Source organism: Pseudoroseomonas ludipueritiae, assembly GCF_014490445.1.
Lineage (GTDB): Bacteria > Pseudomonadota > Alphaproteobacteria > Acetobacterales > Acetobacteraceae > Pseudoroseomonas > Pseudoroseomonas ludipueritiae.
Genome location: NZ_JACTUZ010000065.1, coordinates 1 through 22,346, shown reverse-complemented (window position 1 = coordinate 22,346; position 22,346 = coordinate 1). Strand labels below are relative to the sequence as shown.

Genomic DNA, 22,346 nt, shown 5'->3' with positions numbered 1-22,346 from the left:
CCCGCGGCGAATCCATCCGCGGCGTCGTGATCTATTGAGGGCGGGTCTGGCGGAGCGTTGAGGATGAGTGAAGCGCTGACAGGATCTTCGCGGCGGCCGGAGCATCCTGGCTCCGGCCGCCGGCAGGCGCGCGCCCTGCCCAAGGGCCGGCAGGCGGGGCCGGAGGCGCGGCAAGAGGTCGAGGCGCTGCTCGGCGACAGCCCGCGCCACCGAGACCTGCTGATCGAATACCTGCACCGCATCCAGGACCGGCATGGCCAGATTCCGGCGGATCTTCTGGCGGCGCTCGCCGAGCTGCTGCAGCTTTCCTATGCCGAGGTCTATGAGGTCGCCACCTTCTACGCGCATTTCGACGTGGTGAAGGAAGGCATGCCGCCCCTGCCGCCACTGACGGTCCGTGTCTGCGACAGCCTGACCTGCGCCATGCATGGTGCCGCCGCCTTGCACGAGGCGCTGGATGGCAGGGTTGGCCTCGAGGCGCGGGTGGTGCGTGCGCCCTGCCTCGGTCTTTGCGATCAGGCGCCGGTGGTCGAGGTCGGCCACCATTTCCTGCACCAGGCCAGGCCTGAGGCGGTGCTGGAGGCGATCCGCCAGGGCGATACCCATCCGCACATGGCGGATTACGTCGACCTGGACCGCTACCGCGCCGCCGGCGGCTACCGATTGCTGGAGCGCCTCGGCGCCGGCGCACTGGCGGCCGAGGCGGTGATCGCGGCGCTGGAGCATGGCGGGCTGCGCGGCCTCGGCGGCGCCGGCTTCCCGACGGGCCGTAAATGGCGCGCGGTGCGCGAGCAGCCCGGGCCGCGCCTGCTGGCGGTGAATGGCGATGAGGGGGAGCCCGGAACCTTCAAGGACCGCCACTACCTCAACACCGATCCGCACCGCTTCCTGGAAGGCACGCTGATCGCGGCGCATGTGGTGGAAGCGGAAGCCGTCTATATCTACCTGCGCGACGAATATCCGCTGGCGCGCGAGATCCTCACCCGCGAGATCGCCAAACTGCCGCCCGGCGGCCCGGCACTGCACCTGCGGCGTGGTGCCGGCGCCTATATCTGCGGCGAGGAATCAGCGTTGCTGGAAAGTCTGGAAGGCAAGCGCGGCCTCCCCCGGCACAAGCCGCCATTCCCGTTCCAGCGCGGCCTCTTCGGCCGCCCGACGCTGATCAACAATGTCGAGACGCTCTATTGGGTGCGCGACATCCTGGAGCGCGGGCCGGAATGGTGGGCCGGGCAGGGGCGGCACGGCAGCAAAGGGCTGCGGTCCTTTTCCGTCTCCGGTCGCGTGCGCGAGCCGGGCGTGAAGCTGGCACCCGCCGGCATCACCCTGCGCGAATTGCTGGAGGAATATTGCGGCGGCATGGCGGAAGGGCATGAACTTGTCGCCTTTCTGCCGGGTGGCGCCTCGGGGGGCATCCTGCCGGCTTCGCTGGCGGACCTGCCGCTGGATTTCGGCACGTTGGAGCCGCATGGCTGCTTCATCGGCTCGGCCGCGGTGATCGTGTTGTCGCAGGCGGATGACCTGCGCGCGGCCGCGCTCAACCTGATGCGCTTCTTCGAGGATGAAAGCTGCGGCCAGTGCACGCCCTGCCGCATCGGCACGCAGAAGGCACGGCTGCTGATGGAGCGGGAGCAATGGGACCTCCCATTGCTACGCGAATTGTCGGAGGTGATGCGGGAGGCCTCGATCTGCGGCCTCGGCCAGGCGGCGAGCAATCCCCTGCTCAGCCTGCTGCGTCATTTCCCGGAAATGGCCGGTGAGGAGGGGCAACCCGCATGAGCGATGCCATTGCCTTCGAACTGGACGGCGCGGTGGTCGAGGCCATGCCAGGCGAGACGCTCTGGGAAGCGGCGCGGCGCCTCGGCACCGAGATCCCGCATCTCTGCCACAGGCCCGAGCCAGGCTACCGGCCCGATGGCAATTGCCGTGCCTGCATGGTGGAGATCGAGGGCGAGCGTGTTCTGGCCCCTTCCTGCATGCGCAAGCCGGCGCCAGGGATGAAGGTGCGCAGCGCCAGCGCCCGTGCTGAGCGTGCCCGCCGGATGGTGATGGAACTGCTGTTGGCCGACCAGCCGGCGCGTTCGGCCTCGCCCGACCCGACCTCCCGCCTCTGGGGCTGGGCGGACCGCATGGAGGTGGTGGAGAGCCGCTTCCCGGCCCTGCCGCGCTGGACGCCCGATAGCAGCCACCCGGCGATGCGCGTCAATCTCGACGCCTGCATCCAGTGCAACCTCTGCGTCCGCGCCTGCCGCGAGGTGCAGGCCAATGACGTCATCGGCATGGCCGAGCGCAATGCCGCCGCCAAGGTGGTCTTCGATTTCGACGACCCGATGGGCGCCTCCACCTGCGTCGCCTGCGGCGAATGCGTGCAGGCCTGCCCGACCGGGGCGCTGATGCCCGCCGCCTATCTGGACGAGCAGCAGGTGCGCCGCGTCTGGCCCGACCGCAGCGTGGATTCCCTCTGCCCTTATTGCGGCGTCGGCTGCCAGGTCACCTACCAGGTGAAGGACGAGCGGATCGTCTATGCGGAGGGACGGGACGGGCCGGCCAACCACAACCGGCTCTGCGTCAAGGGCCGCTTCGGCTTCGACTATGCGCAGCACCCGCACCGCCTGACCAGGCCGCTGATCCGCCGGGCGGACGTGCCCAAGCATGCCGGGGACCAGGTGGACCCGGCCAATCCCTGGACCCATTTCCGCGAGGCGAGCTGGGAGGAGGCGCTGGAGATGGCCGCCGCCGGGCTGCGCCGGCTGCGCGACGCCCATGGGCCGAAGTCGCTGGCCGGCTTCGGCTCGGCCAAGGGCTCGAACGAGGAAGCCTATCTTTTCCAGAAGCTGGTCCGCACCGGCTTCGGCAGCAACAATGTCGATCACTGCACGCGGCTTTGCCATGCCTCCTCCGTCGCGGCGCTGATGGAGGGGCTGAACTCGGCCGCGGTGACGGCGCCCTTCGCCGCCGCGCTGGAGGCCGAGGTGATCGTGGTGATCGGCGCCAACCCGGCGGTGAACCACCCGGTGGCCGCCACCTTCATCAAGAACGCGGTGAAGCAGCGTGGCGCCAAGCTGGTGGTGATCGACCCGCGCCGCCAGCAACTTTCCCGCCATGCGGCCCACCACCTGGCCTTCCGGCCGGGCAGCGATGTCGCGCTGCTGAATGCGCTGCTGCACACCATCATCGAGGAGGAGTTGTTCGACCGCCAGTATGTCGATGCCCATACCGAGGGCTTCGCCGAGTTGCGCGAGCGTATCCGGGATTTCGCGCCGGAGCGGATGGAGGCGGTCTGCGGCATCCCGGCCGCCACGCTACGCGAGGTGGCGCGGCTTTATGCCCGCGCGCGCACCGCGATCATCTTCTGGGGCATGGGCGTCAGCCAGCATGTCCATGGCACGGACAATTCCCGCTGCCTGATCGCGCTGGCCCTGATCACCGGGCAGATCGGCCGGCCCGGCACCGGGCTGCACCCGCTGCGCGGTCAGAACAACGTGCAGGGCGCCTCCGATGCCGGGCTGATCCCGATGGTGCTGCCGGATTACCAGCCGGTGGCGAAGGAGGAGATCCGCACCGCCTTCGAGCGTTTCTGGGGCACGGTGCTGGACCCGCAGCCGGGGCTGACGGTGGTCGAGATCATGAACGCCATCCATGCCGGCACCATCCGCGGCATGTATATCGAGGGCGAGAACCCGGCAATGTCCGACCCGGACCTCCAGCATGCGCGGGAGGCCCTGGCGAAGCTCGACCATCTCGTGGTGCAGGACCTTTTCCTCACCGAGACCGCCTTCCATGCCGATGTGGTGCTGCCCGCCTCGGCCTTCGCCGAGAAGACCGGCAGCTTCACCAATACCGACCGCCGCGTGCAGCTCGCCCGCCCCGTGGTGCCGCTGCCCGGGGAAGCGCGGCAGGACTGGTGGATCATCCAGGAAATGGCCCGCCGCCTCGGCCTCGACTGGGATTACGCGGGGCCCGCGGCGGTCTTTGCCGAGATGGCGCGGGTGATGCCCTCCTTCGCCAATATCACCTGGGAGCGGCTGGAGCGGGAAGGGGCGGTGACCTATCCCGTGGATTCGCCCGACAAGCCGGGCAACGAGATCCTCTTCGCCAGGGGCTTCCCGACCACCAGCGGGCGCGCCCGCCTGGTTCCCGCGCATATCATCCCGCCCGACGAGGTGCCGGATGATGAATACCCCATGGTGCTCTCCACCGGGCGGGTGCTGGAGCATTGGCACACGGGCTCGATGACCCGGCGTTCCGATGTGCTCGACCTGCTGGAGCCGGAGGCGGTGGCTTTGCTCTCGCCCGCCGACCTGCGCCGGCTGGACCTGGCCCCGGGCGACAGGGTGCGGCTGGAGACGCGGCGCGGCACCGTCGATCTCAAGGCCCGCGCGGATCGCGACGTGCCGCCCGGCATGGTCTTCCTGCCCTTCTGCTATGCCGAGGCGGCGGCCAACCTGCTGACCAACCCGGCGCTCGACCCCTTCGGCAAGATCCCGGAGTTCAAGTTCTGCGCCGTGCGCGTCGGCGCGGCCGCGCCACTGCGGGCCATGACGTGAGCACCCTGGGCGCGGAGAGCAGGCTCCGGCTGGCACGGGGCACACGGCTCCGGCAGGACAGCGCGCGGGACCGCTGGGTGGTCCTGGCGCCGGAACGCATGTTCATCCCGGACCCGACGGCGCTGGAGGTGCTGCGCCTGCTCGATGGACTGCGCAGCGTGGCGCAGATCGCGGAGGAACTGGCCAGCCGCTACGCCGCGCCGCGGGAGGTGATCGAGGCCGACATCCTGCCGCTGTTGCAGGAGCTATCCGACAAGGGGGTGGTCGTTCCGGCTTGAGAACCGGGCCGGGAAGCGAAGCAACATGTCACAGGCCGCCGCCAGGGCGGGGGCCGCAGGGAAAAAGGCAGGAAAGCAGGATGCGGATTCGGCGGGCTTGTTTGGGGGTGGTGGCTTTTGCGGCGGTGCTGGGCTTCATGCCCTGGGCCATGGCGCAGGAGGCGCCGCCTGGCGACCCTGAGGCGGGGCGCACTGTTTTCAACCGGCAGTGCATGGCCTGCCACGCCGTGCAGGCGGGACAGAACAAGGTGGGGCCAAGCCTGGCCGGCGTCTTCGGGCGGCACTCGGGGGAGGCGCCGAAATTCAACTTCTCCCCTGCCATGAAGGAGGCCAACAAGACCTGGGACGCGGCGACCCTGGACAGCTACCTGGCCGACCCACGTGGCTATATCCCGGGCGCGCGCATGATCTATGCCGGCCTCAAGGATGCCGAGCAGCGTGCCAATGTGATCGCTTATATCGCGACCCTGAAGTAGGACCGCACATCGCGGCGGCATTCCAGCCGGAGCGAGATGCGCGCCCCGGCTGGATATCCGCGAGTTGCGTGATGCAGGCTGGCTAGAAGCAGCGCAAGGTGGCTTCAGCCTGGGCCTGCCGCAACTCCTCCAGCGCCCGCCGGATCTCGGGTGGGTCGCGGAAGATGGCGCCGCGTTCGCCCATTGGCGCCGCCTGCATGCGGAGCGCCGTTTCCGCCTCCTCATAGCGCGAGAAGGGCAGTTGCTCCGCGATGGCATCGATGGCGCAGGAGCATTTCTCCAGCGCCAGCCGCGTGTTGCCGTTGGAGGCCATGCAGCCCAGGACGTAATCGGCGCGCGCCGCCGTCGGATAGCCATCGGCGAAAGCCGCCGCTGGCAGCAGCACAAGGACGGCAAGCAGGAAGCGGCCTTGCATCATGGGGCGCGGGCTCCGGCGAAGGTGATGCTTTCCATGATCTCCGGGGCATCCGGGCCGCTGGAGACGATGCTGCGGATCTCCACGATGCCGCCAGGAACGGCATCCGAGAGCGTGAAGACATAGCGGAGCGCCTGGAAGCGGCCGGCGCGCCTTTCATGGTCGAAGGGCGTCACCTCGATGCGGATGGCCTCCACCGGCGCCGCCTGGCCGGCGGCGGCCACCTGGCTGCGCTCCAGCGTCGCCCGCTCCAGCAGGGCCATGCGGAAGCGGCCACGGAACCAGTTCATCGAGCCCCCGGTCGCGGCGGAGAGTTCCCGCGTGTCCCGGTCCAGCGCGAAGATCAGCAGGGGATTGCCGAGGAAGCCCAGGGCAGGAGGATAGGCGATGCGCCGCTCCCCGGTCAGGAACTCCGGGTAGACATCGTGCCGGCCGTCCTCCCCCACATGCCGCACTTCCAGGGATATCCGGTCCGTGACGGTTGGCCGCCCGGTCTCCTCCCGCCGGAAAGCATAGTCGAGCCAAAGCGGGTTCCGGACGGAAGCGAGATGCGGCGTCTCGAACAAGGCGACCTGTGCGGGGCTCAGCGCCGGCGGAGGGTCCGCCGCATGGGCCATGGGCCATGCGAGAAGCGCCCCCAGGAGCCAAGCCACAGGTCCGGTTAACCGCACCATCTTGTGTTCCTCCCGCCGCAGAACGCGGACTCGCATCCGCCTGCGGCATTCTACTCTTATGCCGTTATGGCCGGGACGTATCGTGACACGATGCCGCAACGTCCCCGCGCCTGTCGATGCCCAGGTGGAGCGGTGATGATCGAGCTGGTTCTGACAGTGTGCCTGTTGTCATCCCCGACCACGTGCCGGGATGAATGGCCGGAATTTGCCGGGCGTTCCCTGATCGCCTGCATGACGCAGGGGCAGTTCCAGGCGGCCCAATGGGCCGAGCGGCATCCGGCCTACCGCATCGCACGATGGCGCTGCCAGCCCAGCGAGGCGCGTGAGACACCTATCTGACCTGGTTGCGAGGCAATCTTCCCCGCCTCGCGAAGATGTCTGTTTCTGTAACGGGGCTTGGCGTTTTCTTGCTGCGGCGCGGCATGGCAAAGAATGCTGTTATGCCTGTTCCCGACAGGGATGATGGCAAGGCAGAATATTCTTGAATTTAAGCTTGCTGCCTGATCGAAAAGAGCCATAACATTCCTGAGGGAGAATAATGTCCCCTGCTCCACCTACCAGGTGGCGATGCCGCCTGACCAGGAGCATCAAGCACCTTGATGACGAAAAAAGCCGGACGGCGCGTGCTGGCTCCCGGCAAAAAGGGGAAGGTCAGGCATGTTCAGGAAAATCGCTGTTTCCACAGCGGTGCTTGGGCTCTGCATCGGCAGTGCCAGCGCCAATGAGGAGCTTCTTAAGCTACAGCGTGACCCCAACCAGTGGGTCATGCCGACTGGCAACTACGCCAATCATCGCTACAGCGAACTCAACCAGATCAACCGCGACAACGTAGGAAAGCTGCAAGCGAGCTGGAGCTTTTCCACCGGCGTCCTGCGCGGGCACGAGGGCGGGCCTCTGGTGCTGGGCGATGTGATGTATATCCATACGCCTTTCCCGAACCGGGTCTTCGCCCTGGATCTGAAGGAGCCCGGGCGCGTCATCTGGCGCTATGAACCCACGCAGGACCCGAGCGTCATCGCCGTGATGTGCTGCGATACGGTGAACCGTGGCGTCGCCTATGGCGATGGCAAGATCATCCTGGCCCAGGCCGATGCCAAGGTGGTGGCGCTGGATGCCAAGACCGGCCAGGTAGCCTGGAGTGTCTCCAACGGCGATGCGGGCAAGGGCGAGACCATGACCGCCGCGCCGATGGTCTTCGGCGACAAGGTTCTCGTCGGCATCAGCGGCGGCGAGTTCGGCGTGCGTGGCCATGTCACGGCCTATAACCTGCGCGACGGCTCGGTGGCCTGGCGCGGCTATTCCGTCGGGCCTGACAACGAGATCCTCGTTGATCCGCAGAAGACCACCCATCTGGGCAAGCCTGTCGGCGCCAATAGCTCGCTGCAGAGCTGGGAAGGCGACCAGTGGAAGATCGGCGGCGGCACGACCTGGGGCTGGTTCTCCTACGACCCTGATCTGAACCTCGTCTATTACGGCACCGGCAACCCGGGCACCTGGAACCCGGTGCAGCGCCCTGGCGACAACCGTTGGTCCATGACCATCTTCGCCCGGGATGCGAATACCGGCCAGGCCCGCTGGGTCTATCAGATGACGCCGCATGACGAATGGGACTATGACGGCGTCAACGAGATGATCCTCGCAGATATCAATGTGCGCGGGCAGCCCGTGAAGGCGCTGGTGCATTTCGACCGCAACGGCTTCGCCTATACGCTGAACCGCGAGACAGGCGCGCTGCTGGTGGCCGAGAAATACGACCCGGCGGTCAACTGGGCAACCAAGGTCAACATGGAAACCGGCCGTCCGGAAGTGGTGCGTGAATTCTCCACGCGCCAGGGCGGCGAGGACAACAATACCCAGAATATCTGCCCGGCCGCACTCGGCACCAAGGACCAGCAGCCGGCGGCCTTCTCGCCGCGCACGAATGTCTTCTATGTGCCGACCAACCATGTCTGCATGGACTACGAGCCCTTCCGCGTTTCCTATACCGCGGGCCAGCCCTATGTCGGTGCGACGCTGTCCATGTACCCGCCCAAGGGCTCGGACAACATGGGCAACTTCATTGCCTGGGACGCGAGCGCGGGCAAGATCGTCTGGTCCAAGCCAGAGCGTTTCTCCGTCTGGTCCGGTGCCCTGGCGACGGCGGGCGACATCGTCTTCTACGGCACGCTGGAAGGCTACCTGAAGGCCGTCGACAAGCGCGACGGGAAGGAGCTGTTCAGCTACCGCACGCCCTCCGGCATCATCGGCAACATCAACACCTTTACCCACAACGGCAAGCAATACATCGCTGTGCTGTCGGGTGTCGGCGGCTGGGCCGGCATCGGCATGGCGGCGGGCCTGCAGGGCGAGCAGGAGGGCCTGGGCGCGGTCGGCGCCTATAAGTCCCTGGCCAACTACACCCAGCTCGGTGGCGTGCTGACTGTCTTCGCGCTGCCCAATTGAACAAGCCGCCAAGCGCTTGGTGACGATACGCGGGCCAGTTCCTCAGGGGGCTGGCCCGTTGCCTTCGAAACGGGATGGAGATGTCACGTATGAAGTTCTTGCACGCGGCCGTCGCGGCGGCTTTCTGTGCTCTCGCCCTGCCGGCTACCGCGCAACAGAGCGCCGCGACGACCGAGGAAAAGCCCTATACGGTCCAGGACGGCCGCGTCGACCGTGGCACCTATAACGGCTACCGTCGCTACGGTAACTCCTGCGAGCGCTGCCACGGCCAGGATGGCGCCGGCAGCAGCTTCGCCCCCAATCTCGTCGACTCTCTCAAGCACCTTTCGCATGAGCAGTTCCTGGAGGTGGTCATCAATGGCCGCCAGAATGTCACCTCCTCGCAGCAGAACGTCATGCCGCCTTTCGGGCAGGTGGAGGACGTGGCCCTCTATATCGAGGACATCTATGCCTATCTGAAGGCGCGCTCGGACGGCGTGGTGGGCAGGGGCCGCCCTCAGCGGATTGCCAATCAGTGATGCGCCGCTGGCCTGGGCTTGTCGCGGCCCTGCTGCTCGGCACCCTGGTGCCGGTGGCGGCAGGGGCGCAGACCGGGGAGCTGGTGCCGCAGGACGAACTGCGCGTCTGCGCCGACCCCGCCAATCTGCCCTTCTCGAACGAACGCGGCGAAGGCTTCGAGAACCGCATCGCCCAGATCATGGGCGACGCGCTCGGCCTGCCGGTCCGCAGCGTCTTCTTTCCCCAGGTGCAGGGCTTTGTCCGCAATACCCTGGGGCTGCGTCGCTGCGACCTCGTGATGGGCACGGTGGCGAGCGACGATGTCATGCAGAACACGAATCCCTATTACCACACCACCTATGTCGCCGTGTTCCGCAACGACCGCCCGCCGCCGCCCGAGGATTTCGCGGACCCGGCGCAGCGCCAGCTTCGCTTCGGCGTCATCGCCCGCACGCCGCCGGTGGACCTTCTGGCGCGCAACGGCCTGCTCAACCGCACGCGCTCCTATGCCCTGGTCGTGGACACGCGGGTGGAAGCACCGGCGGCGCAGATGCTGCGCGACCTGGCGGCGGGGGAACTGGATGTGGCGCTGGTCTGGGGACCGATCGCGGGCTACCAGTCGCATGTCCAGCACCTGCCGCTGACGATGCGGGCCTTGCCCAGCGCGCCCGGCGCGGCGCGCATGGACTACCGCATCACCATGGGCGTGCGCGCCAATGAGCCGCAATGGCGCCGCCGCATCAATGCCGCCATCCGTGACAGGCAGGCGGAGATCACCGCTGTCCTGCGGGAATATGGCGTGCCGCTGCTGCGCCCGGATGGACGGCTCGATACCGGCACGCCGTGAGATACGCCTTCCTCCTGCTCCTCGCCATGGCGTTTCCGGCCGGCGCGGCGGAGGTGGAAGTGCCCGAAGGCTATCGCATGGGCGATTACCGCGCGCCCACGCCGCCTAGCGTGCCGGGGGCCAGCACGCTGGACACGGCGGCGGCAGCGGCGCTGTGGCGTAGTGGCAGCGCCCATTGGTTCGACGTGCTGCCGGCTGCCCGCCGCCCTGAGGGCCTGCCATCCGGAAGCTTGTGGCGTCCTTCCCCGCGCCTTGGCATCCCTGGCAGCCTCTGGCTGCCGGAGGTGGGGCGGGGGCAGCTTTCGCCGGCCCAGGAGGCTTGGCTGCGCGATACGGTCGCCATGGCGGCCGGCGGCAGGCTGGACAGCCCACTGGTCTTCTACTGCCTCGCCCAGTGCTGGATGAGCTGGAACGCCGCCCGCCGCGTCGCCGCTTGGGGCTGGCGTGCCGTGTACTGGTACCCGGAGGGAACCGATGGCTGGGAAGCCGCTGGCCTGCCTCTGGAGGAACTGCACCCCGCGCCTGGCGCGCCCTAGTGTCACGGGGGCGGGGGCAGGGCCGCCTCCAGGGCCCGCACATAGGCACCAAAGCGTGCTTCCATCCGGACCGGCACCTCGCACATGTAGCGGACGGTGCGCTCGGCATCCTGGAAGGTCTTGGTGGCGAAGAAGATATGCTGCTGCAGCTCGGCCCGGCGGGCGGCCTCTTCGGTGCCCGCGGCGGGCGCTGCTGTGTCGGTGGCATCGAGCTGCTCGGTCAGGCGCTGCACCGTCTCCGCCAGCCCGCGCTGGCGGCGGGCAAAGACGCGGATGCGCTCGATCACCTGGCCGCGCGCCCCGTTGGTTTCCGCCAGGGTGCCGGAAAGGGCCAGCGGCAGAAGCTGCCGCCGTGCCCCGGCATCCAGCGGCGCCACGAAGTCCTGGATAGCGCGCAGGCCATTCGCCTCCCGCACCCCGTTCGGGGTGATGGCCGCCACCAGGGCCGCGACCTCCGGCACCTGCCGCCAGCTGTCATCGGCCGGGGGCATGGGGCCGGACCAGACGGCGGAGGCACTCAGGCTCGGCACCAGCCGCTGCACGCAGGGCCAGTCCGGGTCCTCCACGCTGGCGGCGTGCGCGGCATGGCTGAGGGCGGGCGCCAGAAGCAGGCCCAGCAGCAGCGCGGCGCAGGGGCGGGCCATCATGCCGCCGCCGGGGCGCCACGGCGCCCGATGGCGCCATGCGCCGGGTCATAGGCCAGCACGGCCAGGGCGCCGAAGAGCAGCAGCGATCCCGCCACCACCGCGGCCGAGGTGGGTTCAAGCCGGCCGTAGAGGGCGAAGCGGATCAGCTCCACCGCATGGGTGAAGGGATTGGCCTGGCAGATATACCACAGCGTCAGGTTGGCCTCCTGCACCCGCCAGAGCGGGTAGAGCGCCGAGGAGGCGAAGAACATCGGGAAGATCACGAAGTTCATCACCCCGGCAAAATTCTCCAGCTGCCGGATACGGGCGGAGAGCAACAGCCCGAGCGCGCCCAGCATCATGCCGGAGAGCAGCAGCGCCGGCAGCACCGTCAGATAGCCGAGCGGCGGTGGCCGCACCTCCCAGAACCAGGCCACGGCCAGGAAGACATAGACCTGCAGCACGCTGACCAGCACGGCGGCGAGCAGGCGGCAGGTCAGCAGCCACCAGCGGGGCAGGGGGCTGGCCAGGAGCATGCGCATGCTGCCCATCTCCCGGTCATAGACCATGGAAAGGCTGCTCTGCATGGACTGGAACAGCAGCACCATGGCGCAAAGCCCGGGCACCACATATTCCTCGTACATGACATAGGTTTCGTAAGGCGGCACGATGGAAACGCCGAGCACGAAGCGGAAGCCCGAAGCGAAGATCATCAGCCAGACCAGCGGCCGCACCAGGGCCGAGAAGAAGCGGCCACGCTGCTGCACGAAGCGCAGCGATTCCCGCCGCACGATCCCCTCCAGGCAGCGGAGGTAGCGGAGCAGGCTCTGGCTTCCGGTCATGGCGCGGGCTCCGGAGAGGTTCTGGTCAGGTGGTCGAAAGCCTCGCGCAGCGTGGCGGCACCGCCCGCCGCCAGCGCCTCCGGCACGCTGCCGCTGGCGCGGATGCGGCCTTCATGCAGCACGAGGATGCGCGCCGAGGCATCCACCTCGTCGATGAGATGCGTGGCCCAGAGCACGGCGAGGCCATTCTCCCGGCACAGGCCCCGGACATGGTCGAGCAGGAAGGCGCGGCTGGCGGCGTCGAGGCCCACCGTCGGCTCGTCGAGCACCAGCAGGCGGGGACGCGCCAGCAGGGCACGCGCGATCTCCACCCGCCGCCGCTGCCCGCCCGAGAGGCTGCGCACCGTGTCATCCGCCCGCTGGTCCAGGCCGATCCGCGCCAGTTCCTCGGCGGATCGCCGCCGCGCCTCGGCCCGGCTGATCCCGTGCAGCGCGGCGCTATAGGCCAGGTTCTGGCGCAGGGTCAGGTCAGGGTCCAGGGTGGGCTGCTGGAACACCACGCCAAGCTGCGCCAGCGCCAGGTCCGGCCTGCGCCGCAGCTCGTTGCCGAAGATGCGGATGCTGCCCTGCCGCGCGTCGAAGAGGCGGGTGATCAGCGCGAAAAGCGTGCTCTTCCCCGCGCCATTGGGGCCGAGCAGAACAGTGAATTCGCCCGGCATGACGCGGAGGGACACCTCATGCAGCACCCGCCGCGCGCCATAGGCATGGGAAAGGCCGGAAACCTCCAGCGCCGGCAGGGCCAGCTCGCTGCCGGAGCTGGCAGCGGGCCGCGGCCGGGCGGGTGGAGGCATGGCGATGGTCATGGCCGTGCCACGATCCCCCAGGGAGAACGGCCGACCGGGACGGAGCGCAGCACACGGCTGGAGGCGACATCGATCACGGACATGTCGTTGCTGACGCCATTGGTGGTGTAGATCCGCGAGCCATCGGGGGAGAGGGCCAGGTTCCAGACCCGCTGGCCCACCAGCAGGTAGCGCTGCACCTCCAGGCTGCGCGCATCGACCATGGCGACGCGGTTGGCGGGCCCCAGGGCGACATAGGCGGTGGAGCCATCCGCCGAGAAGATCATGCCGACCGGCTGCACCGCCTCACGCGGCACGCCGGGCACCTGGAACTCGACCGTGCCCACGATCGTGTGGTTCGCGGCGTCGATCACGCTGACCGTGCCGCCGATCTCGGCAGATACCCAGACACGCTTTCCATCCGCCTGCCAGGCCGCCACGCGCGGGCGTGAGCCCACCATGACATTGGCGACGATCTCCAGGCTCTCGGTGTCGATGAAATGCGCCATGTTGGTGGTTTCGGAGGTATTGACCAGGAAGCGGCCATCCGGGCTCAGTCCCATGCCTTCCGGCTCGACGCCCACGGGGATCTCGGTCACCACCGCGCGCTGCTCGACATCGACGACGGTGACGAGGTTGTCGTCCTCGTTCGCGACGTAAAGGCGGCGGCCATCGGGATGCACCGCCAGCAGCTCCGGGTCGGAGCCGCTTGGCAGGTGCTGCGCCACGCGCCAGGAGGAAAGGTCGAGCACGTCGATGCGGTCGCTGTCGCCGACGCAGACATAGAGAAACCGCCCGTCGGTGGAGAGCGCGATGCCACGTGGCCGTTCCCCCACCGGCACGGTGCGCGTCACCTGCAGGGTCGCGCCATCCAGCACCGTGATGCTGTTGTCCTTTTCGTTGGAGACCAGGATGGTTTCGGCGTGCAGCGGGGCAGCCAGCAGCAGCGGCAGGGCGAGCATGGCGCTGCGCCAGCAGGTCAGCGGGATCGGCATTTTGTTTCCGGCCTGTCTGTTCCGAGGGTGTCCAATTCCGAGAACTGGTGCTGAAAGCCCGGCTGCGGCGAAACCGAGACGAGCGTGCGGTCATTCGCCAGCAGAACCGGCTGGCGCAGCTGCCCGTCCCATGGCCGGAAGGACAGCGGCACGCCCTTGAAGCCAGCCAGCTCGAAGTCCGGGTCGCGGATGCGCGCCACCACGGTATCCGGGTCGGTGGAGCGGCTGCGCGTGGCGGCCTCGCCAATGGCGCGCAGCGCCAGCCAGGCGGCGTGGTCGGCCGGCAGCATCCAACGCTGCGCGCGGGCCCGGAAGCGGCGCTGCAACTGCGTCGCGCCCCATTGCTCGTGCGGGCGCGCCCAGTTCGCCGGCACCAGCCCCTGCGTCCCCGCCACCAGGCGCGGCTCGGCGGTGCGGTAGGCGATCTCGTCGCCCCAATCGCCGGCCTCGTCGGCCACCACGACGATGTCGTGGCTGGGAACCCCCTGGGTGAAGCGGGCGACCTCGGCGGCGGCGCCATAATGGCCGGTATCGACGCGCCGCGCGCCGGGGTCGTAGGCCCAGGGCTTGTCCGCCACGATCCGCAGCTGGAACTTGCGCGCCGCGCGGCGGATTGCCTCCGCATAGAGCCTGTCGCCCTCGGAAGGGCCGACCACCAGCAGGATGTCGCGCCAGCGCCGCACCGCGAGGAACTGCGCCAGCGCATCGGCCAGCATGGCGCGGGATGGCGTCAGGTGCAGCAGGTTGCGCCGGCAGCTTTCGTTGCGCAACGCATCATCCGGCGCGCGCATGTTGAAGAGGGTCGTGCCACGCGCCTCCGGCAGATCGGCCACCTCCAGCAACTGGCTGGCCGGCAGATCCACCACCACAAGCCGGATTCCTGCCGCAACCAGTTCCCGCAAGGCGGGCACAACGGCTTCAGGATCGTTGACCAACTTTTCCTGCAGCGCGAAGCCTTGGCCGGTGAAGCGCCCGGTGGTGGCATTGTCGGCGACGCCCAGGCGCGCGCCCTGCACGCCCTCGTCCGCTGGCGGCGGGTCCAGGAAGGAATTGGGCATCTCGTGCTTGATGGACAGGCCGAGATAGCCGATCCGCAGGGTTGCTTCTGCGCCGACCGCGGTTCTGGCGGCGAGCAACAGAGCGAGCACTGCCACGATGGCACGGGCTGCCGACAATCCGCTTCCTCCCTGCATTCTTGGCCGCGCGATGCTAGGTGGCACGAACGGCTCCTTGCATGCCATCTTGTGCATCTTGTTTGAGTGTATCAATAATTTCGTGAAGCAGGAGGACGCACGATGCGGCGAACGGCCACGATGCTGCTGCTTCTCTTGATGACGGGCTTCCTCCCAAGGGCCGCCTGTGCCGCCAACCCGCCACGGATGGTGGTCTTCGATATCGAGCTTTACGACACATCGGGACAGCCGCCGCAGGCCGAGCAGGATGCAAGGCTGCGCCTGTTGACAACGGAGCTGCGCGAGAGGCTTGAAGCTTCCGGCCGCTACGACGTGATCGCCGCTCCACCGCCGCCGGGCGCCGCACTGCGCAACTGCAATGGCTGCGAAGTGACCGAGGCGGCGAAGCAGGACGCCGACCTCGTGATGACGGGGCTCGTGCAGAAGGTCAGCAACCTGATCCTGCACCTGACGCTGACGGTGCGCGAGGTGCCTTCCGGCGCGGTGCAGGGCAGTTGGTTCGCGGATTTCCGTGGCAACACGGATGAAAGCTGGCAGCGCGCATTACGCTGGCTGCTGCGCAACCGCGTCCTCATGCAGCCCAGGGAAGCGCCGCGCTGAGCAAGGAAGATGTTCTTTTTTGCAAAAAAGAACCAAAAAACCTTCTCGAGTTCAGACTGCGGCCAAAGCTCGGGGACAGCGCCAAGTCGAAAAGTCTTTTTGCTTCTTTTTCTTCAGAAAAAGAAGAAGCTCTTCCTTGCTGTCAGCCCGCGGCTGAAAGCGCCCAGCGGCTGACGAAATGCCGGCCCCTGTTGTCTTCCGCCTCCAGCAGCAATTCACCGCCCGGGTCGCCGGCCAGCATGAAGCCGAAGGTCGGGTTCTCGGCGATGGAGATATCGCTCTCGATCTCCAGCGCCACGGCGTCACGATAGCTGATGCGCAGGTGGCGGATGAATTCCGCCGGGATCGAGAGGCGCGTGACCTGGTCGATCTGCAAGCCGGAGGTATTCGGATGGCTGAGCGCCACCTGCACCGGCACGGGGCGGCCCGCCGCCGGCGGCCCTTCCGGCAGGGTGAAGCGGGCGCGGCCCATGCGTTCGCGCGCGGCCTGGAGGTTGCTGCTCATCGGTGCCGAGCAGCCGCCGGCGGCCTTGATGAACTGCTGCGTCATCAGCAGGCGGCCATCGGCGGTTTCCGCCACCGCATGCAGGAAGGTATAGGCATCCACCCGGATGCGGGTGCTGACCAGGCGCAGGTCGGCTGCCGGGCCGGCACGGAACACCACCGCCAGCGGCGAGGGATTCTCGTCGATGATGAGGCTGACGCTGCGGACCTCCGGCGCCAGCAGGGGCGCCAGGTCGATGGACACCGGCACCGCGCCGGCATCGAGCGCGCGGTAAGGCGCCGTCAGTGTCATGGCCTCGCCCGCTTCCTCCATGGGGCGGTCGCCGAAGACCAGGCCGCGCAGATCGGCCCAGCGCGCGGCGCGGCGGGGCTCCTCCTGCGCGGATGCGGGCCAGGCGCCGGACAGGGCGGCGGCCGCGCCCAGGGCCAGGAAGGGGCGGCGGGGCAGGGAAGGCGGCATCGGCTTCACTCCCATTCAAGCTGGCGATAGGCGGCCGTGACGTTGCGGCCGTGATAATGCTTGGCGAGCTGCCAGGAGCGTGCGGCCTCGGTGGCGACACGCTCCGGCGCCTCGGCCAGGTCCAGGCCGGCGGCGATGGCGGCGCGGGTGCCATCCCGCAGCGCGGCCAGGTAGGCCTGCAATGGCGCTGCGGCCTCCGGCCAGGGCACGGAAGGCGGGCCATGGCCAGGAATGGCTCTTTGCGCCGGTTCCTGTTGCAACTCGGCCAGGACACGCAGCCAGCCCGTCAGATCGCCATCCAGCGCCGGGATGCGGTCCACGAAGAGCAGGTCGGACAGCCAGAGCGTGCCGGTGGTGCGGTCATGCAGGCTGAGGTCATTGTCGGTATGGGCCGGGGGATGCGCGCGCAGTTCCAGCACGCGGCCACCGAGGTCGAGCTCGGCTCTGCCTGCGACCAGGCGTGTTGGCGCCAATGCGCCGCTGCCGGCGGCCGCCGCGCCCATCTCGCGTTCCAGCATGGCGGCGTAGAAGCTGCCCCGCTGCGCCAGGGCTTCCGGCAGGCGGGCATGGCCGATGACCTCCGGCTGGAGATCCGCGAAGGCGGCGGCGCCCATCACATGGTCCGGGTGCATATGGGTCAGCACCAGGTAGCGGATGGGTGGCGCGCCGCGCGCCAGGATGGCCTGGCGCAGCAACTGGCCATGCGCGAAGCTGCCACCCGGGTCGATGACCGCCGTTGCCTCCGTGCCGCTGACGAAGCCGGTATTGCCGATGGCATCCAGGTTCTCGGCGCTGGCTTCCTCCATGCGCCCGGGCATCACCCAGAGGCCGGGCGCCACCTCCACGCAACCTGGAAGGGTGGGCGAGGAATGCAGGGGCCGCAGCGGCAGGAGCGTGCCGGCCAGACCGAGCAGCATGGCCCGCCGGTCCCGCCGCATGGCACGGCTACCCGACCGAAGCCGGCTGCCGGCGCATCTCGCGGTACTGGAAGCTGCCGTCGCTGGTGGCGGCTTCCTCCAGGGCGGCATTCAGCAAGGCATGATGGGGCGACAGCGCGCAGACAGGATCGGTGGCCGTGGCATCCCCGGTGAGGGCGAAGGCCTGGCAGCGGCAGCCGCCCCAGTCTTCCTCACGCCGGTCGCAGCCCCGGCAGGGCTCCGGCATCCAGGCCGTGCCGCGGAAGCGGTTGAAGGCTTCCGAGTCCCGCCAGATGGCGCGCAGCGGGTTGCTGCGTACATTGGGGAAGGTGAAGCCCGGCAGGCCGGCAGCGGCATGGCAGGGCAGGGCCTGGCCCGAGGGCGTGACCACCATGACAGTGCTGCCCCAGCCGCCCATGCAGGCCTTGGGACGCTGGGCGTGATAATCCGGCGCCACGTCATCGATCACCAGCCGTCCGCGCAGCGCTGGCCGCGCGGCGGCGATGGTGGCGGTGGCGGCTTCCAATTGGGCACGGCTCGGCAGCAGCGCGGCGCGGTTCTGGTAGGCCCAGCCATGATATTGCACATGCGCCAGTTCCAGCCGCGTGGCGCCGAGATCCAGTGCGAGGTCGATGATGGCCGGCAGGCTGTCTAGATTCTGCCGGTGCAGGACGGCATTCACCGTCAGCGGCAGGCCGGCTTCCCGCACCATGCGCGCGAAGGCCAGCTTGCGGCCGTGGCCGCCCGGCATGCCGCCGATGCGGTCGGCCGTGGCGGCATCGGCGGCCTGGATGGAGAGTTGCACGTGATCCAGGCCGGCTTCCACCAGGGCCGCCAGCCGGCGGGCGTCGATCGAGACGCCGGAGGTGATCAGGTTGCTGTAGAGCCCGGCGGCGCTGGCCTGGGCGGCAATGGCCTCAAGGTCGCGCCGCGCGGCGGGCTCGCCGCCCGAAAGGTGCAGCTGCAGGACGCCCAGTTCCGCGGCCTCCTGGAAGACGCGGCCCCATTCGGCTGCGGAAAGCTCCTGCGCGGCCTGCTCAAGCTCCAGCGGATTGGAACAGTAAGGGCAGCGCAAGGGGCAGCGGTGCGTCAGCTCCGCCAGAAGCCCAAGCGGAGGATTGACCGCCGGAGTCATGGCCTTTCACCCTCTCGATCATCCGGAGAGCCGATGCATGCTCCCCGCCCGTCGCGGCTTCGGGCCACCGCGGCGCAGCCTCAGGACAGCGCCGCGGCAGGAGCGCTCAGACCTCGGCGCTCTCGTAGCAATTGATTTCCATGCCGAGGCAGACTTCAACAATGCGCGGCTTGTTCCAGGCCATTTCCATCTCCTCTATGATGCCAAGTTCGTTATCTTAGCAGGATAAGTTTTGGCATCGCGCTGGTGAAAGTCAATGACGCATTGTGTTTTCCGATGGGATTCGGGCGCCTGCGAAAGGGTGATGCATTGCAGCGAGATATCTCGAATGGCGAAGGAAAGCTGAGGCAGGCAGCGCCGGCATGGGTTCACGAAGGCTGGAAGCCGCCAGGAGGAATCAGGCCTGGTGTGACATAGGCGTGATGCAGCGCATCGAGCTGAGCCCAGAGCACATCGCATTTGAAGCGCAGCGCATCCAGCACCGCAGCCTGCTGTTCCGGCGTGCGTGCCTCACGTTTCACATAATCCAGGGCGAAGTCCGAATCCCGCGGTGCTTCCTCCAGGCGGTGCGAGAAATATTGCAGCGTGCGCTCATCCACGAATTCGTAGTGACGCAGCATTCCCGAGACCCGTTCCGAGATGATGGCCGGAGAGAACAGCTCCGTCAGCGATGACGCCACGGCCTGCAGCAGCGGGGCGTCGCGCACGTAGCGCACATAGGCGTCAACGGCGAAGCGCGTGGCCGGCAGGATGCCGATGCCTGCCACCACATCCTGCCGCGGCAGCCCCAGCCCGTCGGTCAGCGCCAGCCAGCGGGAGATGCCACCGGTCCCCGGCGTGCTGCCATCATGGTCCACCAGGCGCTGCCGCCAGATCCGCCGCAGTTCCGGGTCTTCCGCGCGCGACAGGAAGGCTGCGTCCTTCAGGGGAATGCGGCTCTGGTAGTAATAGCGGTTCAGCGCCCAGGCCTGCACCTGGCCGCGCGTCAGCTTGCCGCCATGCAGCAGACGGTGGAAAGGGTGCAGGTTGTGGTAACGCTCGGCACCGATCTGGCGCAGCGCGGCCTCCAGGCCCTCAGGGGAAAGCAGCTCCGTCACAGCACAAGCTCCATGCCATCATGGGCGACCTGCCAGCCGGCCCCGGTGGCCAGGCGGCGCTCGTCCGAATCCCGCCGCAGCAGGGGATTGGTGTTGTTGATGTGGATGAAGATCTTCCGTTCCAGCCGCACCCCTTCCAGCGCCGCGATGCTGCCATCGGCGCCGCCGAGGTGATGGTGCCCCATGTCCTGCCCGGTGCGGGTGCCGACGCCGGCCTGCCGCATCTCGTCATCGGTCCAGAGCGTGCCGTCGAACAGCAGCAGCGCCGCACCATCCAGCCGCTCCCTCAACGCCGGGGTCACCTTGCGGCAGCCTGGGACGTAGAAGGCCTTGCGGCCAGCGGCATCCCGGAATTCAAGGGCAATGGTGTCCTCCTCTTCCTCCACGGCTGGCGCGGCGTCCTCCAGGTACAAGGGCGCCTTGCCCGCCACGGCGAAGGGGGTGATCGTGATGCCTGGAAAGGCGATGGGCTGCTCCAGCACGAAAGGCAGCCTTGTCACGGCCTCCGGGTGCAGCGCGTCGAAGATGGCATTGCTGGCCAGGATGCCGAGCACCCGGCGCGTCCCCCGCAGCGCCAGCGGCTGGCGCTCCCGCAATGACAGCAGCCCGGCCACATGGTCGATCTCGGCGCTGGTCAGCAGAATGTCGGAAATCGGGCTATGGCGCGGCGCATGTCGCGGCTGCAGGGCAGGCACCGCCGCGATCTGCTGCAGGATCTCCGGCGCGGCATTGACCAGGAGCCAGTGTTCATCGGCCAGTTGCAGCGCCAGGGAGGATTGCGTGGCTGGTCGCACACGCGGATCGCCTTTCCAGGCCAGGCGGCAATTCGCGCATGCGCAATTCCACTGGGGAAAGCCGCCGCCCGCAGCCGATCCCAGGATGATGAAACGCATTCCGCGCCTTACCTCGGCAAGATGGGGAGGGTTTCCTCAAGCGCCGCGTGGGGAGATGGAGTTCCTGATGCCTTCGGCAGAGTCATCAAGCGCAAATCTCCTGCTGCAATGCGGAAAGACGATGAAGCTTCAGTTCCTGATCCGGTCCTGCGGCGACACCAGGCGCGGCAGGAAAGTTCCAGCACTATGGCATCATGGTTCCTGCGATTGCCAGCGTGGTCACGGCAGTTTGCGAGGAAAAGACCGGGTTGCCAGTCAGGGTCGCGCAGGGCCCGAGGAAAGGGCCAGCCATTCTGGACTTCCAGGCGCCACTTCATCCTCGGCCGTGACGGCCATCCTCGGGCGCTTTCCAGAAATGGCACGCCACACAGTCGGCCAGGGCCTCGATGGAGAGCGCGGTCCAGCTTGTCGCTCCAGGCAGCGGCGGCAGGGGACGATGCCCGGCATGGGTCCTGGCCAGTGCGGTGGCCTTCGGCTGGCTTGCCTCAACGGGTATGGCGCCGCCCCTGTCGCAAAACTGTCATAAACTTCTCATATTGGCCTGAACCGGCGGAAGAGCCGGGCCTGAGTCGGAGGAAGTTGCGGATCATGGCCTTCATCATCGCGGCGATCAGTCTGGCAGGGGCCATTGCCCTGCTGCTCTGGGGGACGCGGATGGTGCAGACCGGGGTGCAGCGTGCCTTCGGCCCCCGGCTGCGGGTGGTGCTGGGCCGGGCGCTGGATAACCGCGCCAAGGCCTTTCTCGCCGGCATCGGGGTGACGGCGGCGCTGCAAAGCAGCACGGCCACCGGGCTGATGGTGGCTGGCTTTGCCGCCGGCGGCGTGGTGGCGGCGGTGCCGGCCCTGGCGGTGATGCTGGGCGCCAACCTGGGCACCACGCTGATCGTGCAGGTGCTGTCCTTCGACATCGGCTTTCTCTCGCCCCTGCTGGTGCTGGCGGGCTTCCTGATGTTCCGGCGCGACCCGGCCTCGGTGGCGCATGACCTGGGGCGTGCGGCGATCGGGCTGGGGCTGATGCTGCTGGCGCTGCGCCAGTTGATGGAGCTGATGGCGCCGCTGGAAACCTCCCCGGTGCTGCGGCAGCTTCTGACGCTGGTCTCCGTGGTGCCGCTGCTGGATGTGCTGCTGGCGGCGGCACTGACCTGGGCCACCCATTCCTCGGTGGCCGTGGTGCTGCTGACCATGTCCCTGGCCGGCCACGGCATCCTGCCGCCCGAGGCCGCCTTTGCCATGGTGCTCGGCGCCAACCTGGGCAGCGCCATCAACCCGCTGCTGGAAGGCACCCGGCGCGACGACCCGGCGGCGCGGCGGGTGCCGCTGGGCAATCTGCTGAACCGCGTGGTGGGGCTGGCCATCGCCCTGCCGCTGCTGCCCTGGATCGCCGGCTGGGCCGGCGGCGCGGAACCGGCGCGGGCGGTGGCGCTGTTCCATACCGGCTTCAACCTGGTGCTGGCGGCCGCCTTCCTGCCGCTGCTGACCCCCTATGCCGCCCTGCTGCGCCGCTGGCTGCCGGAGCGCCCGTCGGCGGCCGACCCGGCCCGTCCCATCTACCTGGACCCGGCGGCGCAGCGCGTGCCCGCCGTCGCCCTGGG

Annotated in this window: 24 protein-coding genes; 11 read left to right on the top strand and 13 right to left on the bottom strand. The window is 68.3% G+C overall.

Annotated elements, in window-relative coordinates; genetic code table 11:
- Positions 1 to 63 precede the first annotated feature (63 nt).
- The 4 genes from IBL25_RS14705 to IBL25_RS14690 all read left to right on the top strand — a co-directional run bounded on the left by IBL25_RS14705 (position 64) and on the right by IBL25_RS14690 (position 5,298).
- The gene (locus tag IBL25_RS14705) at positions 64 to 1,776 is read left to right on the top strand and encodes an NAD(P)H-dependent oxidoreductase subunit E (RefSeq protein ID WP_187779296.1); all 1,713 of its coding nucleotides are present in this window, start codon (positions 64 to 66) and stop codon (positions 1,774 to 1,776) included.
- The gene (gene fdhF / locus IBL25_RS14700; RefSeq protein ID WP_187779295.1) at positions 1,773 to 4,544 is read left to right on the top strand and encodes a formate dehydrogenase subunit alpha; all 2,772 of its coding nucleotides are present in this window, start codon (positions 1,773 to 1,775) and stop codon (positions 4,542 to 4,544) included. The genes IBL25_RS14705 and fdhF overlap by 4 nt, the downstream gene beginning before the upstream one ends.
- Positions 4,541 to 4,822 carry a pyrroloquinoline quinone biosynthesis peptide chaperone PqqD gene (gene pqqD, locus IBL25_RS14695; protein WP_187779294.1) on the top strand — a complete coding sequence of 94 codons (282 nt, stop codon included), beginning with the start codon at positions 4,541 to 4,543 and terminating at the stop codon, positions 4,820 to 4,822. The genes fdhF and pqqD overlap by 4 nt, the downstream gene beginning before the upstream one ends.
- A gap of 80 nt (positions 4,823 to 4,902) precedes the next feature.
- A complete protein-coding gene (locus IBL25_RS14690) occupies positions 4,903 to 5,298 on the top strand; it encodes a c-type cytochrome (RefSeq protein WP_187779293.1) in 396 nt (131 codons plus the stop codon).
- Between the two features lie 82 nt (positions 5,299 to 5,380).
- Here the strand turns inward: IBL25_RS14690 and IBL25_RS14685 are convergent, their stop codons facing one another.
- Both IBL25_RS14685 and IBL25_RS14680 read right to left on the bottom strand, forming a co-directional pair.
- Entirely contained in the window at positions 5,381 to 5,716 is a 336-nt protein-coding gene (locus IBL25_RS14685; RefSeq protein ID WP_187779292.1) for a hypothetical protein, read from the bottom strand.
- Positions 5,713 to 6,330, bottom strand: a complete 618-nt coding sequence (locus IBL25_RS14680; RefSeq protein WP_187779291.1) for a hypothetical protein — start codon at positions 6,328 to 6,330, stop codon at positions 5,713 to 5,715. The genes IBL25_RS14685 and IBL25_RS14680 overlap by 4 nt, the downstream gene beginning before the upstream one ends.
- A 189-nt stretch (positions 6,331 to 6,519) precedes the next feature.
- On the opposite strand from IBL25_RS14680, the gene IBL25_RS14675 reads away from it, so the two are divergent.
- From IBL25_RS14675 to IBL25_RS14655, 5 genes are all read left to right on the top strand, one after another.
- On the top strand, positions 6,520 to 6,726 hold the full coding sequence (locus IBL25_RS14675; protein WP_187779290.1) for a hypothetical protein: 207 nt from the start codon (positions 6,520 to 6,522) through the stop codon (positions 6,724 to 6,726).
- 318 nt (positions 6,727 to 7,044) lie between these two features.
- A complete protein-coding gene (locus tag IBL25_RS14670; RefSeq protein ID WP_187779289.1) occupies positions 7,045 to 8,829 on the top strand; it encodes a methanol/ethanol family PQQ-dependent dehydrogenase in 1,785 nt (594 codons plus the stop codon).
- An 89-nt stretch (positions 8,830 to 8,918) separates the two neighbouring features.
- Positions 8,919 to 9,347, top strand: coding sequence for a c-type cytochrome (locus IBL25_RS14665; RefSeq protein ID WP_202986778.1), 429 nt, complete (start codon positions 8,919 to 8,921; stop codon positions 9,345 to 9,347).
- Positions 9,347 to 10,174: a substrate-binding domain-containing protein gene (locus tag IBL25_RS14660; RefSeq protein ID WP_187779287.1), complete on the top strand. Its 828-nt coding sequence runs from the start codon at positions 9,347 to 9,349 to the stop codon at positions 10,172 to 10,174. Before IBL25_RS14665 ends, IBL25_RS14660 begins: the two co-directional genes overlap by 1 nt.
- 26 nt (positions 10,175 to 10,200) lie before the next feature.
- Positions 10,201 to 10,710, top strand: a complete 510-nt coding sequence (locus IBL25_RS14655) for a rhodanese-like domain-containing protein (protein ID WP_187779286.1) — start codon at positions 10,201 to 10,203, stop codon at positions 10,708 to 10,710.
- 2 nt (positions 10,711 to 10,712) lie between these two features.
- On the opposite strand, the gene IBL25_RS14650 is transcribed toward IBL25_RS14655, so the two are convergent.
- Genes IBL25_RS14650 through IBL25_RS14630 form a run of 5 tightly spaced genes read right to left on the bottom strand, consistent with a single transcriptional unit; the run spans position 10,713 to position 15,130 of the window.
- Entirely contained in the window at positions 10,713 to 11,357 is a 645-nt protein-coding gene (locus tag IBL25_RS14650; protein WP_187779285.1) for a hypothetical protein, read from the bottom strand.
- Entirely contained in the window at positions 11,354 to 12,178 is an 825-nt protein-coding gene (locus tag IBL25_RS14645) for an ABC transporter permease (RefSeq protein WP_187779284.1), read from the bottom strand. The genes IBL25_RS14650 and IBL25_RS14645 overlap by 4 nt, the downstream gene beginning before the upstream one ends.
- Positions 12,175 to 12,981 (bottom strand): ABC transporter ATP-binding protein, encoded by an 807-nt coding sequence (locus IBL25_RS14640; protein WP_238940443.1) that lies wholly within the window; start codon positions 12,979 to 12,981, stop codon positions 12,175 to 12,177. The genes IBL25_RS14645 and IBL25_RS14640 overlap by 4 nt, the downstream gene beginning before the upstream one ends.
- Positions 12,978 to 13,955, bottom strand: coding sequence for a PQQ-dependent catabolism-associated beta-propeller protein (locus IBL25_RS14635; protein WP_187779283.1), 978 nt, complete (start codon positions 13,953 to 13,955; stop codon positions 12,978 to 12,980). The genes IBL25_RS14640 and IBL25_RS14635 overlap by 4 nt, the downstream gene beginning before the upstream one ends.
- Positions 13,940 to 15,130, bottom strand: a complete 1,191-nt coding sequence (locus IBL25_RS14630) for an ABC transporter substrate-binding protein (protein ID WP_238940442.1) — start codon at positions 15,128 to 15,130, stop codon at positions 13,940 to 13,942. Before IBL25_RS14630 ends, IBL25_RS14635 begins: the two co-directional genes overlap by 16 nt.
- Positions 15,131 to 15,250: 120 nt before the next feature.
- Between IBL25_RS14630 and IBL25_RS14625 the strand changes: the two genes are divergently transcribed.
- On the top strand, positions 15,251 to 15,748 hold the full coding sequence (locus tag IBL25_RS14625; RefSeq protein WP_202986777.1) for a DUF3280 domain-containing protein: 498 nt from the start codon (positions 15,251 to 15,253) through the stop codon (positions 15,746 to 15,748).
- 142 nt (positions 15,749 to 15,890) lie between these two features.
- Here IBL25_RS14625 and IBL25_RS14620 read toward each other — a convergent pair whose 3' ends face one another.
- The 6 genes from IBL25_RS14620 to pqqB form a co-directional block, all read right to left on the bottom strand.
- Complete coding sequence (locus IBL25_RS14620; RefSeq protein WP_187779281.1) at positions 15,891 to 16,712, bottom strand: quinoprotein dehydrogenase-associated SoxYZ-like carrier; 822 nt, start codon at positions 16,710 to 16,712, stop codon at positions 15,891 to 15,893.
- 5 nt (positions 16,713 to 16,717) lie between these two features.
- Positions 16,718 to 17,629, bottom strand: a complete 912-nt coding sequence (locus IBL25_RS14615) for a quinoprotein relay system zinc metallohydrolase 2 (RefSeq protein WP_187779280.1) — start codon at positions 17,627 to 17,629, stop codon at positions 16,718 to 16,720.
- A gap of 28 nt (positions 17,630 to 17,657) precedes the next feature.
- The gene (pqqE, locus tag IBL25_RS14610) at positions 17,658 to 18,764 is read right to left on the bottom strand and encodes a pyrroloquinoline quinone biosynthesis protein PqqE (RefSeq protein ID WP_187779279.1); all 1,107 of its coding nucleotides are present in this window, start codon (positions 18,762 to 18,764) and stop codon (positions 17,658 to 17,660) included.
- Between the two features lie 106 nt (positions 18,765 to 18,870).
- Complete coding sequence (pqqA, locus tag IBL25_RS27585; RefSeq protein WP_120638347.1) at positions 18,871 to 18,948, bottom strand: pyrroloquinoline quinone precursor peptide PqqA; 78 nt, start codon at positions 18,946 to 18,948, stop codon at positions 18,871 to 18,873.
- 184 nt (positions 18,949 to 19,132) lie between these two features.
- Positions 19,133 to 19,861, bottom strand: coding sequence for a pyrroloquinoline-quinone synthase PqqC (pqqC, locus tag IBL25_RS14600; RefSeq protein ID WP_187779278.1), 729 nt, complete (start codon positions 19,859 to 19,861; stop codon positions 19,133 to 19,135).
- Positions 19,858 to 20,754, bottom strand: a complete 897-nt coding sequence (gene pqqB, locus IBL25_RS14595) for a pyrroloquinoline quinone biosynthesis protein PqqB (protein WP_187779277.1) — start codon at positions 20,752 to 20,754, stop codon at positions 19,858 to 19,860. The genes pqqC and pqqB overlap by 4 nt, the downstream gene beginning before the upstream one ends.
- A gap of 588 nt (positions 20,755 to 21,342) precedes the next feature.
- Here pqqB and IBL25_RS14590 point away from each other — a divergent pair.
- Positions 21,343 to 22,346, top strand: a 1,004-nt coding sequence (locus IBL25_RS14590) for a Na/Pi cotransporter family protein (RefSeq protein ID WP_187779276.1), incomplete at its 3' end; no start/stop codon positions are given.

Excerpts from the sequence above, each read along its gene's own strand:
- IBL25_RS14655 (WP_187779286.1), top strand. The coding sequence starts at position 10,201 with ATGGCGTTTCCGGCCGGCGCGGCGGAGGTGGAAGTGCCCGAAGGCTAT.
- IBL25_RS14680 (WP_187779291.1), bottom strand. The coding sequence starts at position 6,330 with ATGGCCCATGCGGCGGACCCTCCGCCGGCGCTGAGCCCCGCACAGGTC.
- IBL25_RS14685 (WP_187779292.1), bottom strand. The coding sequence starts at position 5,716 with ATGATGCAAGGCCGCTTCCTGCTTGCCGTCCTTGTGCTGCTGCCAGCG.
- fdhF (WP_187779295.1), top strand. The coding sequence starts at position 1,773 with ATGAGCGATGCCATTGCCTTCGAACTGGACGGCGCGGTGGTCGAGGCC.
- IBL25_RS14645 (WP_187779284.1), bottom strand. The coding sequence starts at position 12,178 with ATGACCGGAAGCCAGAGCCTGCTCCGCTACCTCCGCTGCCTGGAGGGG.
- pqqE (WP_187779279.1), bottom strand. The coding sequence starts at position 18,764 with ATGACTCCGGCGGTCAATCCTCCGCTTGGGCTTCTGGCGGAGCTGACG.
- pqqB (WP_187779277.1), bottom strand. The coding sequence starts at position 20,754 with ATGCGTTTCATCATCCTGGGATCGGCTGCGGGCGGCGGCTTTCCCCAG.
- IBL25_RS14640 (WP_238940443.1), bottom strand. The coding sequence starts at position 12,981 with ATGACCATCGCCATGCCTCCACCCGCCCGGCCGCGGCCCGCTGCCAGC.
- IBL25_RS14650 (WP_187779285.1), bottom strand. The coding sequence starts at position 11,357 with ATGATGGCCCGCCCCTGCGCCGCGCTGCTGCTGGGCCTGCTTCTGGCG.
- pqqA (WP_120638347.1), bottom strand. The coding sequence starts at position 18,948 with ATGGCCTGGAACAAGCCGCGCATTGTTGAAGTCTGCCTCGGCATGGAA.
- IBL25_RS14670 (WP_187779289.1), top strand. The coding sequence starts at position 7,045 with ATGTTCAGGAAAATCGCTGTTTCCACAGCGGTGCTTGGGCTCTGCATC.
- IBL25_RS14615 (WP_187779280.1), bottom strand. The coding sequence starts at position 17,629 with ATGCTGCTCGGTCTGGCCGGCACGCTCCTGCCGCTGCGGCCCCTGCAT.
- IBL25_RS14690 (WP_187779293.1), top strand. The coding sequence starts at position 4,903 with ATGCGGATTCGGCGGGCTTGTTTGGGGGTGGTGGCTTTTGCGGCGGTG.
- IBL25_RS14705 (WP_187779296.1), top strand. The coding sequence starts at position 64 with ATGAGTGAAGCGCTGACAGGATCTTCGCGGCGGCCGGAGCATCCTGGC.
- IBL25_RS14620 (WP_187779281.1), bottom strand. The coding sequence starts at position 16,712 with ATGCCGCCTTCCCTGCCCCGCCGCCCCTTCCTGGCCCTGGGCGCGGCC.
- IBL25_RS14625 (WP_202986777.1), top strand. The coding sequence starts at position 15,251 with ATGCGGCGAACGGCCACGATGCTGCTGCTTCTCTTGATGACGGGCTTC.
- IBL25_RS14660 (WP_187779287.1), top strand. The coding sequence starts at position 9,347 with ATGCGCCGCTGGCCTGGGCTTGTCGCGGCCCTGCTGCTCGGCACCCTG.
- IBL25_RS14635 (WP_187779283.1), bottom strand. The coding sequence starts at position 13,955 with ATGCCGATCCCGCTGACCTGCTGGCGCAGCGCCATGCTCGCCCTGCCG.
- IBL25_RS14665 (WP_202986778.1), top strand. The coding sequence starts at position 8,919 with ATGAAGTTCTTGCACGCGGCCGTCGCGGCGGCTTTCTGTGCTCTCGCC.